This window comes from Streptomyces sp. NBC_00846 (genome assembly GCF_045207325.1).
Lineage (GTDB): Bacteria > Actinomycetota > Actinomycetes > Streptomycetales > Streptomycetaceae > Streptomyces.
On record NZ_CP108846.1, the window covers coordinates 7,276,780 to 7,292,590 of the forward strand.

At 66.9% G+C, this 15,811-nt stretch carries 12 protein-coding genes and 2 pseudogenes; 8 read left to right on the forward strand and 6 right to left on the reverse strand.

Annotated elements, in window-relative coordinates; translation table 11 throughout:
- Positions 1-22: 22 nt before the first annotated feature.
- Positions 23-1,642: an IS1634 family transposase gene (locus OG936_RS33265; protein WP_331755241.1), complete on the forward strand. Its 1,620-nt coding sequence runs from the start codon at positions 23-25 to the stop codon at positions 1,640-1,642.
- Positions 1,643-1,739: 97 nt separating this feature from the next.
- Here the strand turns inward: OG936_RS33265 and OG936_RS33270 are convergent, their stop codons facing one another.
- The gene (locus OG936_RS33270) at positions 1,740-2,471 is read right to left on the reverse strand and encodes an alpha/beta hydrolase (protein ID WP_331755240.1); all 732 of its coding nucleotides are present in this window, start codon (positions 2,469-2,471) and stop codon (positions 1,740-1,742) included.
- Positions 2,472-3,036: 565 nt separating this feature from the next.
- Positions 3,037-4,485 carry an MFS transporter gene (locus OG936_RS33275; RefSeq protein WP_406499619.1) on the reverse strand — a complete coding sequence of 483 codons (1,449 nt, stop codon included), beginning with the start codon at positions 4,483-4,485 and terminating at the stop codon, positions 3,037-3,039.
- A 656-nt stretch (positions 4,486-5,141) separates the two neighbouring features.
- On the opposite strand from OG936_RS33275, the gene OG936_RS33280 reads away from it, so the two are divergent.
- Positions 5,142-5,564 (forward strand): NUDIX domain-containing protein, encoded by a 423-nt coding sequence (locus OG936_RS33280; RefSeq protein ID WP_406499620.1) that lies wholly within the window; start codon positions 5,142-5,144, stop codon positions 5,562-5,564.
- Between the two features lie 585 nt (positions 5,565-6,149).
- Here the strand turns inward: OG936_RS33280 and OG936_RS33285 are convergent.
- Positions 6,150-7,085: an IS4 family transposase gene (locus OG936_RS33285; protein WP_406499621.1), complete on the reverse strand. Its 936-nt coding sequence runs from the start codon at positions 7,083-7,085 to the stop codon at positions 6,150-6,152.
- On the opposite strand from OG936_RS33285, the gene OG936_RS33290 reads away from it, so the two are divergent.
- Positions 7,073-7,267: an IS3 family transposase gene (locus OG936_RS33290; protein ID WP_406500711.1), complete on the forward strand. Its 195-nt coding sequence runs from the start codon at positions 7,073-7,075 to the stop codon at positions 7,265-7,267. The two genes, OG936_RS33285 and OG936_RS33290, sit on opposite strands and share 13 nt — an antisense overlap.
- Positions 7,268-7,436: 169 nt before the next feature.
- Here OG936_RS33290 and OG936_RS33295 read toward each other — a convergent pair whose 3' ends face one another.
- Positions 7,437-8,669: a PP2C family protein-serine/threonine phosphatase gene (locus OG936_RS33295; protein ID WP_406500712.1), complete on the reverse strand. Its 1,233-nt coding sequence runs from the start codon at positions 8,667-8,669 to the stop codon at positions 7,437-7,439.
- A 38-nt stretch (positions 8,670-8,707) separates the two neighbouring features.
- Positions 8,708-9,541, reverse strand: coding sequence for a hypothetical protein (locus tag OG936_RS33300; protein ID WP_406499622.1), 834 nt, complete (start codon positions 9,539-9,541; stop codon positions 8,708-8,710).
- Positions 9,542-9,626: 85 nt separating this feature from the next.
- Here OG936_RS33300 and OG936_RS33305 point away from each other — a divergent pair.
- Positions 9,627-9,823, forward strand: a pseudogene (locus OG936_RS33305) (MerR family transcriptional regulator); the annotation flags it as partial.
- Here OG936_RS33305 and OG936_RS33310 read toward each other — a convergent pair.
- Positions 9,824-10,093 (reverse strand): annotated as a pseudogene (locus OG936_RS33310) (pyridine nucleotide-disulfide oxidoreductase); the annotation flags it as partial. It lies immediately after the preceding pseudogene.
- Positions 10,094-11,016: 923 nt separating this feature from the next.
- Between OG936_RS33310 and OG936_RS33315 the strand changes: the two are divergent.
- The 4 genes from OG936_RS33315 to OG936_RS33330 all read left to right on the forward strand — a co-directional run bounded on the left by OG936_RS33315 (position 11,017) and on the right by OG936_RS33330 (position 15,503).
- On the forward strand, positions 11,017-11,688 hold the full coding sequence (locus tag OG936_RS33315) for a hypothetical protein (RefSeq protein ID WP_406499623.1): 672 nt from the start codon (positions 11,017-11,019) through the stop codon (positions 11,686-11,688).
- A gap of 754 nt (positions 11,689-12,442) precedes the next feature.
- On the forward strand, positions 12,443-12,697 hold the full coding sequence (locus OG936_RS33320) for a hypothetical protein (protein WP_406499624.1): 255 nt from the start codon (positions 12,443-12,445) through the stop codon (positions 12,695-12,697).
- A gap of 448 nt (positions 12,698-13,145) precedes the next feature.
- A complete protein-coding gene (locus OG936_RS33325; protein WP_406499625.1) occupies positions 13,146-14,936 on the forward strand; it encodes a reverse transcriptase domain-containing protein in 1,791 nt (596 codons plus the stop codon).
- 174 nt (positions 14,937-15,110) lie between these two features.
- Entirely contained in the window at positions 15,111-15,503 is a 393-nt protein-coding gene (locus OG936_RS33330) for a reverse transcriptase domain-containing protein (protein WP_406500714.1), read from the forward strand.
- Positions 15,504-15,811: the final 308 nt, after the last annotated feature.

Here is a 15,811-nt window from a genome sequence, read left to right on the forward strand (position 1 = left end):
GCTACGGACGGTGCGCCCGCGCATGGAATGTGTGGTCAGCGCCGTGGTGGAAAAGCGTCTGGGCGCTCTGCCTGTCGCTGCCGAGTTTCTGCGCCGGCTTGATGTGGCCGGGACCGTAGACCGGCTGTGCCCGGGCCGCGACATCGCCCATGTGACACACGGCCAGGTCATCGAGGTGCTGGTGGCCAACCGGCTGACCGCGCCCGCACCCTTGTGGCGGGTGGATCGCTGGGCCCGGGAGTGGGCCGTGGAGGAAGTCTTCGGGATGGAGGCGGAGCTGCTCAACGACGACCGTCTGGGCCGGGCCCTGGACGCCATCGCCCCGCACCTGAGGGAGCTCACCGACAGCGTCGGGGCCCGGGCGATCGGCGAGCTCGGCATCGATGTGTCCACGTTCCACTGGGACATGACATCCATGTCGCTCTATGGTGCCTACCCGGCCGACGATCAGGACGAGGAGTATCCCCGCATCAAGCACGGCCATCCCAAGGACCGCCGCTACGACCTCAAGCAGATCCAGACCGGCCTGGCGGTGACCGGCGACGGCGGCATCCCGCTGCTGTCCCGCGTCATCGACGGCGGAGCCGCGGAGATCTCCCAGATCACCGGCACCATGAACGCTCTGCGCGCGATGGCCGGACCGAAGGAGTTCTTGCTGATCGCCGACTCCAAGCTGATCTCCTACGGCAACGTGGCTGCCCTGATCAAGGCCGGGACCGATTTCATCGCCCCGGCCCCCGCTTCCAAGGTCGACGACGCCGTCTACGCCGCCCTCGACCTCGATGCGGCCACCGTCGTGGACTACACCCCGGCCCGCGACGAGGACACCCCCGCCGCAGAACGCGAGACCTACCGGGTCCTGGAGGACATCCACCTGCTGACCGGGCCCCGCAAGAACGATCCCCCGCTCGAGGTACGCCGGATCCTGGTGCACTCCACCGGCAACGCCAAAGGCCAGCAGCGGGCCCGCGAGAAACGCCTGGCCAAGGCCCGCGAGGACCTCGACAAGCTCCAGCACTCGGCCGGCGGCCGCTACTACAACACCGCCGAGAAGATTGCCGTACGCCTCGGCGTGATCACCCGCACCCGCCGGGTCTCCGGCTGCCTGTGCACCCAGATCACCACGGACGAAACCGGACGGCCCGCCCTGTCCTGGCACTTCGACCAGGACGTGCTCCAGGCCGAGGCCGCCGTCGACGGCTGGTACGCGCTGCTGACCACCCTCACCCCCGAACAGGCCGATCCCAGCGAAGTACTACGCCGCCACAAAGGCCAGGGCACGGTCGAGCGCCGATACGGCGACTTCAAGGGCCCGCTGGCCGTCACCCCCATCTTCGTGCAGGACAACAAACGCGTCGCCGCACTGATCACCGTGATCTGCCTGGCCCTGCTGCTGTTCTGCCTCATCGAACGCCAGGTCCGCAGAGCACTGGGAGGCGAGCAGAAGATGCAGGGGCTGTATCCGGGCAGCCAGAAAGTGCGGCCCACCGGCCGGATGATCCTCTACCACCTGTCCGACCTGCGACTACGGGTCGGCAGCGCCACCGACCCACCCGTCATCGCCATCACCCGAGGCATCCAGCTCCACCTCCTCGACCTCCTCGGCCTGGAACCCACACACCCCCGCTGGCCAGAAACCTGAACACCACCGTTGGCCAGTGAGCACGCGATGTGGCCAGCCTGCGCGTTCGCGGTCGCACTGCGCTCGGGCAGCCCTGGTGGACCTGACTCTGGCGCACTCAGCTGCGAACAGGTAGATGCCGGGCGAAGCGGCGGACGGCTTCGGTGAAAGCATCTGGATCGTCAAAGTTCGCGAGATGTCCTGCCCGCGGGATCAACTCGACGCGGGCGTGCGGATGCGCGCGGACGAAGTCCATCTCGCCGGACCGGAAGACGGTGTCCTTCTCGCCGTTCAGGATGAGCACGGGAGCCGCCACATGACGCATCGCACCCGCATCGAAGCGGCCCAGCACCTCGCCCCAGGCGGCCGGCAGAGTGTGGAAGGCGTAGCCAGAGCGGATGGTCGCCTCCACCACCTCGGGAGGATAGAGCCGGCGCAGCAACCGGTCGTTCCACCGGGCCAACCGATCCGCCGGCATGCGAGGGACGAGCCCGGCGACCCACCGATACGGCGTTGCCCACGGGCCACAAGTTGAGGCGCTGGCCCCCGCAAGGACCAGCCCGCGCAGCTGCTCCGGGCAGCGCCGCGCGAACTCCAGTGAGGCGTATCCGCCGAGCGAGTGCCCGACGACCAGAGCCGGCCCGCGGTCGAGCGAGTCCACCGCGGAAGCGATGATCTCCGTCGCCGCGTTCAGGCTCCATGGTTGAGCAGAGCGGGCGCCGTGGCCTGGTAGGTCAACGGCGGCTACCGGGAAGTCCTCTTGAAGTGCGGTGAGCTGCGGGCTCCACTGTCCCGCGCTGAACCGCGTCCCGTGTACCAAGACGATGGGCGGTGCATCCGCTGCCGTCATTAGTCCCCCAGATCAGCGCTCTCCTCGGAGCGACTCTACCGGCGGGGCCATCCCCGGCACTGAGACGCGAAAGTGCTGTCCAACGGGGACGCTCAGACTGGCCAACTACAGACCTGAACGAACTACCTGCGAAGTACGGATCTAGCCGGTGGCGGTGCTGCCGGTGCTGTTCCACCTGCTGTGGTCGCACGAACTGGTGGTGGAGCGGGCCCAGGCGAAGGCAGAAGAGCTGGGGGTGAGTCTTCGCACGGTGCAGAGCCGGCGGTCGCGCTATGCCCGCCAGGGGTTATGGGGGGCTGGTCGATCAGCGGCCGGTGCGGGTGACGGAAGCGACGGGCAGGGCGCGGCTGGTGGCCGCGGTCCGCCAGGTGCTGGATGCCGAGACGCATACTTCGCCTGACCGCCGCCGCGAGTCTCCCCTCCCAGGCCGCTGTGACCCGCTCGTCGAGGTCACCCTGGTCGGCCTGCGGCGCCCGGCCCCCTGAACTCCCTGTGTCGCCTGACAGGGGCTCCTTCCCCGGTCAGGCGACACGTGCGTTGCGAGTGCGCGATGATTCCGGCGGGTTCAGGCTGCGTTCGCCTTGGTGGGCTGCTCCTCGCTGTGAGTGGAATCCGGCGCGGGGGCGGTGCGCAGGGTGAGCAGTGACGCGAGTGCGCCGACGGCAGCGAGGGCTGCTGCGCCGAGGAAGGCGGCGGAGAACCCGTTGGTGAGCGCACCGGGGTTGCCGAGTTCGTGGGCGCCGTACGCCGCGGACACGGCCGTCATCGCGGCCAGTCCGAGAGCGGAGCCGACCTGGTAGCTGGTGTTGACGATGCCGGAGGCCAGGCCGCCTTCTTCGGGGCGTGCACTGGACAGCGCGGTGCCGAGGGAGGGGATGAACGCCAGCGACATGCCGGCCGCGGCCAGCAGGGAGGCGGGCAGGACGTCGACCCAGAAGGTGCCCTCCGCCCGGGCGAAGGACAGCCACAGCATGCCTGCCGCGAGGGCGAGCAGGCCGGTGACGATCAATGGCTTGGTCCCGAAGAGGGCGATCAGGCGGGGCGCCAGGACGATCATCATGATCATGATGGCGACCGTCATGGGCAGCAGGGCCGCGCCGGAGGCGAAGGCGCCCAGTCCCAGGACCTGCTGGAGGTAGAGGTTGAGGAAGAACCACATCGGGATCCACGCGGCGGCCATCAGCAGTTGCGCGATATTCGCTCCGGCCAGGTTGGGGGCCCGCCAGATACCCAGCCTCATCAGCGGCTCGCGGCGCTTGGACTGGATGGCGATGAACGCGGCGATCAGGGCCACGCCGGCCAGCAGTACGAGCCACGTCTGGGCTGAGCCCCAGCCGGTTTCGGGGGCGCGGACGATGGCGTAGACGGCGGTGGCCAGTCCCACGGTGACGGTGGCCGCTCCCGCGAAATCGACGGAGCCGCGGCGGACCGGGGCCGAGGGCATGACAGCCGGGGTGGCAGCCAGCACGACCAGGGCGATCGGGATGTTGATGTAGAACACCCAGGGCCAGCTGGCGTACTCGGTGATGACACCGCCGAGGAAGACGCCGGCGGTGCCGCCTGCCGGGGCCGCGGCGCCGTACAGAGCCAGCGCCTTGGTCAGCTCCTTGGGGCGGGCGCCGAAGAGCATCATCAGCAGGGTCAGGGCGGAGGGGGCGATCAGCGCGGCACCGATGCCCTGCAGGGCACGGCCGGTCAGTTCGACCCAGACCTCAGAGGCGAGGCCGGCGACCAGGGATCCCGCGGCCATCACGGTCCAGCCGGCAACGAAGATCCGCTTGGCGCCGAACAGGTCGGACAGCCGCCCGCCGAGCAGGAGAAGCCCGCCGAAGGCAACGACGTAGGCGTTGAACACCCAGGACAGGCCCTCCGGGGAGAAGCCCAGGTCAACCTGCATCTTGGGGAGAGCCACACCGATGATGGACGTGTCCATGATGACCGCGAACTGGGCCAGGGCTATGAGGACGAGCGCCGTCCAGCGGCGTGGACTTGGAGGGGCGGTTGGGGTTGACATAACTATCTCCTATACGGGAGGGGGGTATATCTTCTCGGGTCAGCAATATACCCCCCTCCGGTATCCCGAACTGCCCCAGTCCCCGAATCGCCAGCGGCTCTTCCCCGTCTGGGGGCGGCAGGTCGAGGTCAAGCGTCACGGTCGTAGGCGACCACCACCCAGCGACGCCACGGCGGCGACCTCGCCGCCGTCCTGCAGCAACCAGGGCGACCACGTCACGAAGAACCGTTCCGCCCATGGACTCGCGGAGTACCGTCGGTACGCGCTCACCGCCGCAGGCCTTATCCCGAGGCAGTCGCTTTGACGCCGCTGATCGCCTCGCCCCACTGGCCGCACCTGGCCGTTGGCGCCGCCACCAGGCAGTCCTGATTCTTCGCCGAAGTGGGCAAGCGCGTTCTCCTTCGGGAGGGAAGGTCGTGAGAAGGAGTAGAACTCCCAGACAGAGCAGCGTGGTTGCGGCACCAGCGCCCGAAAGATGCAAGATCGAACTGCATGGGCCAGACCGCCGCCGACCACGGCAGTCCTTCATCGCCCAGCTAACGTTCCGCGCACGCATACAGCGATGGGGAAGAAAGGGTCGAGATCCCCGAGGCCGGACATCTCGCATGGCAATGGGCGCCATTCGGCGGCTACTTGCTCTGCACGTTCAGTTGTACGTGACTGGGGACACGGGTGTACGCCGACAGCACTGCGACAACGGCCAAGAATTCCACGTGCTGCCCGGCGGACGTGTCGAGCCTGGTGAGACGGCTGCCGAGGCAGCCGGCCGTGAGGTGCGGGAGGAGTCTGGACTGCGGGTCAGTGTCGGTGAACTGCTCTGGGTCCGCGAGTACCTGCCGGAGCGGCACTCCGGCAATCCGTATCGCCGCCCCCAATTGCAGCAGCTTCAGCTGTACTTCAAAGCCCAACTGGACTCCGACGCCGCGTTGCTGGCAACGGCGCCAGACCGCACACAATCGGCCGTAGTCTGGCATCCCCTGGCCACGCTCAGCGAGCTGGTCGTAGACGTGGCCGGTGCGCATCGACTCGCACTGGAGGTCGTAGCGGACATGCCGGAAGGCGGCATGGCCCGCACGTGAAGGCCGTGCTCCGCGAGCAGGTATTTCCCGAATCTGTCCGGTGAGACCTCGATGTCGGTGAAGAGCTGCTCGCGGCGGGCGAAGGTGTCCTCCGCGAACCACTTGCGCTTCAGCACGTGCCTGCCGTCGACAGTGGGGATGAACGAGGCATAACCGCGCTCATGGTCGGGCCCGAGGGCATCGAACATATGGTTGTCGAAGTAGTGAGTCTGGAACTCCCCCCGGTATTCCGGGCGGCTGCGCTTGAGACCCGAAACGGTGCAGGCCACGACCTGGTTGAGGGCAGGATTCGACTCCGAGCGGCGTGGAACGCAATGCTCGGCTCGGAAGGTGTGGGCAAGGCCTTCGGGGCCAGCCCCTCGGCCTCTGTAGGCGTTCCTAGCCTCAATACCGGTAACTTAGCGCTTTGGTGTGCGTTTGACCCGTTTGGGTTTGGTGGCGCCAACGAGGGTGATAGCCGCGGCGGTGGGTGGGCGGTCTGCAGTCCGGTGGGCGGCACGTTTGAGGGGCCAGCCGGCGACTTTGCGTTTGATGACGCGGGGGTTGGATCGGCGGCGTCTCGGTGGCAGGGGGCGTTCGAGGAGTTCAGCGTGGGTGGCTCTGACCGCACGAGCGAGTCTGCCGGGGGGAAAATGCCGCCTGGTCGGTGACCTGGCGGCGCACGACACGCGGTGAACGGGTGAAGGAGATCCGGTCGGGGTCCTGGTCGGCCTGTCGCGCGGCCTGGTGCATCAGGTGTCGGATGGCGTGGTGGACGAGCAGGAAGCCGTAGAGTTCCTGCTCGGCTCCGTCTGAGTGCTGCGAACGCAGCACCAGGCGTGGACCGCCGAGGTGGGTCTTGATTTCGTCGAGGGTGGACTCGAACTCCCATCGCTGGGCGTAGAGTGCGGCCAGTTCCGCGGCTGGGGCCTTGTCCGGGTCGAGGATCGTGGTGAGGAGCCGGTAGACGCCCTCGTGGCCGGCGATGGTGTACTCCACCGCGCGCACCGGCACCCCGCGACGGGTGTTGTGGATGTCGCTCCGGTCGAATATCTCGGTGAGGTAGGAGCCGTCCGACAGCTGCTCAACGACCGGCAGTACGAGGTCTTTGCGGACTCGCCACAGCAGATCCGCCCCAGTTGCCGCGGCTTTGCACCACAGTTCCACGCCGTAGAAGCCACGGTCGGCCAGCAGTAGCATCCCTGGTCGCAGAGACACCAGGACTGCCCGGGCCAGAGTCTGCTCTCCGGTGCGCAGGGCTCCGGTTGCGGCGTCGAAGATGGCATGGGTGCCGCATTCCACCAGGCCGACCATGCGCAACTGCGGGCAGCCGACGTTCTGTTCACCCCGACCGGATCGGGGCGGACGGCCGAACGCCTCCACGTTCGCCTTCGTGTCAGACAGGTCGAACGTGGTGCCGTCGATCGCGGTCAGCCGCCTCCTCGACGTACTACCGGTGGCGCCGGACGGAGAAGGAGCCGTGCGAACGGCGCCGCCGGGACGCGGAGCTGACCGAGCAGATCCGACAGATCCATGCCGCATCCGGCGGCAACTACGGCTCGCCGCGCGTGCACGCCGTCCTCAAACGTGAGGGCGTCCACGTCGGCCGCAAACGGGTCGAGCGGTTGATGCGCGAAGCCGACATCACGGGTGTGAGCCCACGCCGAGGAGTTCGGCGAGGTCGCGGAGGCCGTGCACGGGGCGCTGGGCGCCAACCCCCGTAAGGGTGCGTCCCGCACCTGGGCGGACGTCCACAAGGAGCTGTGCGACGTTATCGTGACCAGCATGGCCGCGCTCGTGTCGTGCACGCCGGACGCGCGCAAGCTCCTGGACGATCGCCACAGAGGACACCGCCTTACAGGGCCGTCGTGAGCGTGGTGGTGGCCGCCTCTGTCACAGGCGTAGGACGACCAGGGCGGTGTCGTCGGTGGCGCCGGCAGGTGGGGTCAGGTCGGCCAGGAGGGCGTCGGCGAGCGTTTCGGGATCGGCGCTCTGGTGGCGGGTGAGGGAGTCGGCAAGCCGGGTCAGGCCGACATCGATGTCCTCGCTGCGGCGCTCGATCAGCCCGTCGGTGTACAGCACAAGAGTGGCCCCCTCGGTGAACGCGGTCTCGGCCTGGGGGCGGGGGATGTGTTCGGGGCGGGCGCCGAGCGGGGGGTCGGTGGCCTGGTCGAGGAAGTCCACGGTGCCGTCGGGGTGCAGCAGGGCTGGTGGAAGGTGGCCGGCGCTGCTGTAGGCGATGGTGCGGTTGGTGCCGTCGATGACGGACAAGACGGCCGTTGTCGATTCCGCGCCGTCGACCGAGCGGGCGTACAGGCCGAGGGCTTCCAGGGCCTGGGCGGGGCCGTCGGCGACGCGGGAAGCGGCGCTGAGGGCGCTGCGCAGCTGGCCCATGACGCAGGCAGCGGCGAGGCCGCAGCCGACGACATCGCCGACGGCCACCGCGATGCGGTCGCCAGGCAGGTCGACGAGGTCGTACCAGTCCCCGCACACGTTCAGCCCCCCGACCGCCGGGCGGTAGCGCACTGCTGCGCGGTGATGCCTCACAGGCCCGGGGGCGGGCAGCATTGCCTCTTGTAGGCTCAGGGCGACTTCGTGTTCGCAGGCGTGAGCCTCACGTAGCCGTTCGTTGACCCCCTGGAGTTCCCCGGCCCGGGTGTACAGCTCGGCTTCCAGTACCGTCGGCGGGTCTTTGCTGCCTCGGGCGCTGAGGGTGCGAACTAGCTCGGTGATGTCCTCCTCCCGGTGCAGCAGCAGCGCCACCCGCCCGTCCGGGCCGAAGACGGGCACGTTGACCGGACTCCAGTACCGCTCCTCCCATACCCCGGGCCGGTCCGGGTACTCCACGTCGTAGCGGTGCAGCGTCATGGCGTCGCACTCCCCGGTGGCAGCCACCCACCGCAGCGATGCCTGCAGCTTGCGCATGCCGGTCACGGCGGGGGCCTTGGGGTCGTCGGGGAATGCATCAAACAGGTAGCGGCCTACCACCTGGTCACGGGTACGCCCCATGCTGCTCAGGAACGCCTCGTTGACGTCGACGTACACCAGGTCCGTGGTGAACAGGGCCACCGCGCTCGGCAGCGCCTGGAATACCGCCTCGTAGTCGATCCCGGATGCGTTCACGATGCCACCTGCCCACGACGCTATGTCGATCAAGTGCTCTTTCACGATAGGCACCAGCGGCGCTCCGGGCAGGTCAGCACTCCAGGGCACCGCAACCGCTGGGCGTGGGCGCGGACGAAAACATCCCGAACCAGTACTTGACCGGCTCGTCCTCGCCTTCGGGCCATTGCGCGATCAGCCATGTCAGGCTGATGACACCGTCGGCCGCGGGCTTTGGACGGCGTCCCGCGAGCCGGATGCGCAGGAACATGAATCGGGAGGGCACCGCGGCCTTGGAGCCCTTGCGCCGGGTGGACCGTCACCGCCTTCTTACGCCCGGCAGCCAGGACGTGTTCACGCAGGTTGACCGGGCGGGTGCGGTAGCGGGGCAGCGGACGCGGGCCGAGTCGCGCACGCGAGCAACTGGGAAAGAGGCTTCGATCCCGGTGGATCAGTGTGGCGAAGTGCCGCAGTACTGCCTGGTGGACGGCGCGCAGTCCGCGTTCGGCCGGGGCGCGTCGGCCACGGCCGGCCCGGCCGATCGGATCCAGCAGGTCCGCCTCGCAGCACTCCAATCCCTCGGTGGCTGGGGCGGGAGTCGTGCCGGACAGCGCCTGGCGCAGGGACTGGACGCTGGGGGCCCCGTCCGCGCGGCCGTCCGCATCGCGGTAGAGGCGGCAGGACACGCTCGTCGGGGCGCCGGGTACGGCGAACGGGTCGACGCCGTCGAGGAGTACTGTCGGCGAGCCCGTCATGCCCCAGCGGGCGGCTTCGTCGTCCTCGCGTACGTCGACGAGCTCCACTTCGGCGCTCCGGCCGTCGAGCGCGGCCGTGATCCGCTCGCGTACGACCGGTGCGTTCGGGCAGTCCGGCACCGTCAGAATCGTGATCCGCATGTCCGCCGTCCTCCTGGTCCCTGGCCTGTCGCTCCGACCGTAGACCTTCCAGTGCGCTGGAAGGTCAAGGCGTTAGCGTTGAGGTATGCGTATCGGCGAGCTGGCGGTGGCGAGCGGGCTGACCACCAAGACGATCAGGTTTTACGAGCAGACGGGGCTGCTTCCCGCGCCCCCGCGTACCTCGCGCGGCTCGGCTTCATCCGCGATGCCCAGGCGGCCGGGCTGACCCTCGCCGAGATCCGCTCCGTACTCACTCTGCGGGACAGCGGGCAGGCACCGTGCGTCACGGGTCGCATCGCGGGCGGGGCGGCCGACTCTGATGAGGGTGGCGGAGGCGGGGCCGGTCCAGTCGCTATAGCCGAGGAGGTGCAGGCGGGGCTCGCCGAGGGCCTGGGTGCCTGTAGTGGGGATGTGGCCGTGGGGTCCGCGCAGGCCGAGGGGTGCCAGGTGGGATAGGGCGGGACGGAAGCCGGTGCACCAGATGATCGCGTCGGCTTCCGCGTGGGTGCCGTCGGCCCACTCCACACCGATTGTGGTGAGCCGGGTGAACAGGGACTGTAAAATGATCGGCGCTGTCGCACATCCGGTGGTGACGGACGGTGACGATGGCGGTGGATGGACCCACCGATCAAGGAGTCGCAGGTCCGCACGTTGCAGCGATCGCTGTGTGGAGTCGGCCGACGGGCACGGTGCCCGCCGATGTGAGCAGGCGTGCCGGGACGGCAGTCCCCACGGCAGCGCCGTCTGCTCGTGAAACATCGAGGTCAGGGCGTCGATCGCACGCCCTGCAACTGGCGGCGGCGGATACTCACACTCCGTCACCACCGGATGTGCGACAGAGCCAAACGATCGGTGTAACTCCTGATCAAGGAAGATGCACCGGTGATCAGTGAGAACGGAGCGTCGGACATCGCCGGTTCCGGTTCTTCCTCTGGAGCCCGCCTCTGCCCGGGCAGGGACAAAGGTCCCGGTGCGATGCCGGCGCCGGCACCAGCCACCACACGGTCCGGGGCCCCCGCCGCGCCGCCGACCGCTACCGGCGCTGTGGTGCGCAGCAGCGACAGCACCTCCTGAACGTCGCGGCGCAGGCCTTCGAGCCCGCCGTGTGCACCCAGCCCGTACCCGCCTTCACCCGACGACCCCGCACGTACTGCACCACTTGGTGCGCCCGCCGCGCCCCCCATCTCCGCCGCAAGTGCCTGCTCCCCGGCGGGCCCGGGCCTGCTGTTCCCCCAGCGGCACGAGCAGCGCCTGGAGCCCCCAGGAGACGCGGAGATTGTGAGCCTCACACCGTATTTGCGCAGGTAGACGCATTGCGCAGCAAGGCTGTGAGGGTGTGAGACGGAGCTCGCGGCTGCACTCTCCTGCGTTCCGGTCGCGGGCTTTACCGGGCCGCCGCTCGGCGCTTCCCCGTCCCCGGCCTTGGCGGTTGGGGACGGCTCGGGGGAGGCTGGAGAGGGGCTCAGGAGGTCGTCATGCGCGTCCAGGACATCCGGATCGGCGAGACCTACCAGGTCAAGGTCCCCCAGCGACTGCCGCCGGCTCTCCGCCACCGTATCCCCCGCACCCATGCCGATTTCGCCGCCGACATGCGACTGAACCTGCGCCGCGGCGACCGCTTCGACCTCACCGTCACCGGTACCGACCCCGAGGGCGCCACCGTCGACGGCTACGAGGCCACCACCACCAACCGGGTCACCCTGAGCCTCACCGCCGACCAGACCGTACTTCTGGACCTCCCCGCCGGCCCCGAGTACGAGATCGACGGCTTCGTCACCGACACCGACGGCAACGAGGTCACCCTCCCCGCCGCCAACACCTACACCGCCCTGCCCGCCGTCTGGCTGCATCCCCTCGAAGAACCCATCCCCCTCGCCCCCAGCACCGCCCGGTTCTACCGCGCCCGGGTACAGGCACAGGCCACCGGGATGACGGTCCAGGACGTTGCTCGCGCCGCTGAGGACGCACAGGAATACCAGCGCGACATCGCCGGGCAGGCACTGGACAGCTACCGAGCCGAGGAATGGCTCCGCACCGCCGAAGTGGAACACCAGGAATGGTGCCGGATCTCAGCACTCATGACAGACAAGGCAATGAAGACGTACGCCCCGCAGAGCGACCCGCAAGGAATGACATCCCACTCCTGAGAAGCACGCTCCCGTGCCCCTGACCGTCGCGGCTGAGATCGCTTCGCGCGCCAGTGCGCCAGGTCAGCCGCGCGGCCGTATCCAGTGAGGCGGACAGGAATCGTAGGTGTGCGCCGGCCGCCCCCGCGCGCTTTGAAATCTGTGAGTCTCACAGCCCATTTCCCCTGGTATTGCGTCCTGAACACGCAAAGGAGTTGGTTGTAGGACAGCTTCCGAGAGTGGTGCTGTGCGAGAGATGAAGGTTTTGTGGCCCTTCGGAGTCGCCCTGTGGGGGGAGGCTTCAAACCGCCTCATGCTGCGTTGGCTGAAGACCGTCGTGGTGAGCGATGAGGAAAAGGCGTCGTAAGAGGCGTCAGGTGGGGATCGGGAAGACGAACGCAAGTGAATCGCTGCTGACGTGTCGCAAGGAAAACAGACGACATCAAAACCGGGGTGTTACCTGAACTCCGGGATGAGCCTGGCGGGTGCCCGCTTATTGGCCAGGCGGTGTCCGGCATGCAGGCGACGTGAGCCCGGTCTGCGGCTTTCGCACGGAACAGGAGAAGGCGCGTCCTGATACTGCCCGCCGCGTTGCGGCGGCGAGAGGGAGTGCCCCGAGCGGACGCAACTGTGAGGGGTCGAGTACCGATGCAGGGCGGCCGGCGGACCGGCTCGTAGTAGCGCTGAGGCCCCTGTAATGGGGGCGGAGCGAAGGGGCCGGGTCGTTCGTGACTGAGTTGATCACATCAACCGGACGGTGTCCGGGAGGAGTGCGATGGGCCAGTTGAAGTCATCGACCAAGCCGTTTGAGATCTCGAAGTGGGAAATCAAGGAAGCGTGGGAGGAAGTCAGGGCTAATAAGGGTGCACCTGGGGTGGACGGACAGAGCATCGAGGACTTTGAGAAGGACCTGAAGGGCAATCTCTACAAGGTCTGGAACCGGATGGTGCGCCGTGAGGCGCTTCGTTGTATCCCCGGCACAGCCGGGAGGAACTCGGAGGAAAGTTTCTGGGTCACCCAGCCTACCTGAGGGCGAAAGTCTTAGGGGAAAGCAGCATGCTGGGAAAGCGGTGACCGTCCGGAGGCGTTCAGGGCGAGGTGCCGCAAGGCCCGCGCAATATGGTCAAGGCTGGATTGCTTGAAGCCTAATCCCCAGTGGTGTCAATTCCACACCCGTCGGTACAACGCCTGGAACCGACGGTGCGCCATGCCCTGGTTAGACATTCGGATCGGGGCAGCCTCCGTGGTGCACAGCGCCGCCCAGCGAGGGTGGACAAGGGGATGAGTGGGCGACCTAAGTTGTGCTCGATACGTACAGCGAAGACGTACCGCGGGATCGCCTACGGGGCGCGAGCCCTACGGCGACGGAGTGCCCATAGTAGTCGCCGGAGTAACGACCGGCCATGAAGTCCGGGAAAGCCGGAATGAGGGCAAAGGGGCACAGGTGATTATGAGGTTCAGACGGGGAGGGATGCGCAATGCAGAGTGCTGAAACCGTCCTGAGCGTCATTCGGGAACGCGGCAGGCGTGGCCTGCCGCTGGAAAGACCGTACAGGCAGCTGTTCAACAGAGAATTATTCCTTGTGGCCTACGGGCGCATCTACTCGAACGATGGGGCGATGACGCCGGGGGTTACCGGGGAGACCGTGGACGGCATGTCCCTGGATAAGATCGATTCGATTATCAGCGCACTCCGCTCGGAATCGTATCGATGGACGCCGGCTCGACGGGTCTACATCGACAAGAAAGGAACGAAAAAGAAGCGCCCGCTGGGCATGCCCACTTGGTCGGACAAGATCGTTGCAGAAGTAGTGCGCCTGCTCCTTGAGGCTTACTACGATGTTCGGTTCTCTGACCGTTCCCACGGTTTCAGGCCCGGCCGGGGATGCCACACCGCGCTTGACGAGGTGGCACGCACCTGGACGGGAACACATTGGTTCGTCGAGGGTGACATCGCCGACTGCTTTGGCAGCCTGGACCACCAGGTCATGCTCGCCATCCTGACGGAGAAGATCCATGACGGTCGGTTCTTGCAACTGATCGAGCGGATGCTAAAAGCCGGATATCTGGAGGACTGGCGGTGGAAAGCCACACTCAGCGGCGCGCCGCAAGGTGGTATCGCTTCACCGATCCTTTCCAATATTTATCTGGACCGGCTCGACCGGTTCGTTGAACAGCAACTGATTCCGGAGTACACCAGAGGAGGGTTACGTCGGCGCACTCCCGCTTATGCGAGGGTGCAGTACCAGATAGCCGTAGGGAAGCGTCTCGGCGATCGAGAGGCGGTGTCAGCGCTACGGCGTCAACTCCGTCAACTTCCGAGCGGCGACCCGAACGACCCTGCCTACCGCCGCCTCAAATACGTGAGATATTGTGACGACTTCCTACTAGGGTTCGCGGGTCCCAAACGTGAGGCCGAGGAGATCAAGGTACGGATTCAATCGTTCCTGCGTGAAGAACTCAGGCTGGAACTTTCACAATCCAAGACCCTGATCACCCATGCAGCCAGCCAGGCTGCGAGATTCCTCGGATACGAAATCAAGGTGCAACACGCCGATACTAAAGTTACCTCTGGAAAGAGGTCTGCCAACGGCAGGGTCGGCCTGTTCGTACCCGGGACCGTAATCCGGAATCGATGTACGAGCTACACGCGTAAAGGGGAACCCACCCATCGCGGCCTGTTGGTGCACGATCAGGACTACACGATCGTCGCACGATACGGAGCCGAGTATCGCGGGTTTATCCAGTATTATCTGCTGGCCCAGAATGTTCACCGCCTGGGACGACTGCGACGGGTTATGGAGGTCTCCTTACTCAAAACCCTGGCCGCAAAGCACAAGTCGACCGTCAACAAGATGGCTCGTAAGTATAAAACGGTCGTCGAAACCCCTGACGGTCCTCGAACGTGCTGTGAGGCCGTCGTGCAGCGCGACAACGGCAGAAAGCCACTGGTAGCCCGTTTCGGCGGGATTCCTCTCAAGCGCAAACGTACTGCCATCATCGCCGACATCAAGCCGACTATGGCGGTCACTAAACGCAACGAGCTGATCCATCGGCTCTTGGCTGGACAGTGTGAGATGTGCGAGGGGCTGGAAGGACTGCAAGTCCATCACGTCCGCAAGCTCGCGGATCTAAACCGCCCAGGTCAGTCGGAACGGCCCGTATGGGTACGGATGATGGCCATGCGGAAGCGTAAGACCCTTGTGCTCTGCGAGCGTTGTCATCAGGGTATTCATGCGGGACGTGCCACGGTTACCACCCGAAAATGATCGCTGGAGAGCCGGGTGCGGTGAAAGCCGCCTGCCCGGTTCGGGAAGGGGCCGTCGGAAAAGGACCCGAGCCACGGGTACCTCGTCGGCGGCCTACTTCACTCGTCGGGCTCCTACTTCCCGCCGCCGGTGCGCGCGGTGGCCATTCCCAAGCCACACGGCGGCGGCACAAGAATGCTCGGCATTCCAGCTGTCGCCGACCGCGTGGCCCAGACCGTGGTGGCCCGGCATCTGATGCGAAGGGTGGAACCTGTTTTCCATCCGGACAGCTATGGATACCGGCCGGGACGGTCCGCCTTGGACGCAGTGGAAAGGTGCCGGGAGCGCTGCTGGAAGCGGAACTGGGTGGTGGAATTCGACATCGCCCAGTTCTTCGACAGCGTGCCCTGGGACCTGCTGATCAAGGCGGTGGAAGCGCACACCGACGCCGTTTGGGTGAACTTGTATGTGCGGCGGTGGCTCGAAGCACCGCTCGCCATGCCCGACGGCACCCTGCTGGAACGGGAGCGCGGGACCCCGCAAGGGGCCCCGGTCACGCCCCCAACGCAATGGGTAACTCGGGCATGAGTCACCCTCCGTAGCGTCTTGATCTTGATGCTGGTCGTCGGCGGTGTGTTCACGGACGGGGATGCGGTGCCGGATGGTGATCTTCTCGGGGCCGACGAGGACGTCCTTGACGAGGAGCCGCAGGACGCGCTGGCGCTCGGGGACCTCGGCTGTCCCAGCGTTCTCGCGGAGCTGGGCGAGGAAGCCTTCGAGGTCGTCGGCGAGCTTGAGGTAGGAGTCGCGGTCGGCGAGCTGGGCTTCCAGCGTGTCGAGTTGGCCGCGCAGGTTGCTCTTCCGGGCCCGCAGGCCGGGCATCCGGGCCCGCAGTT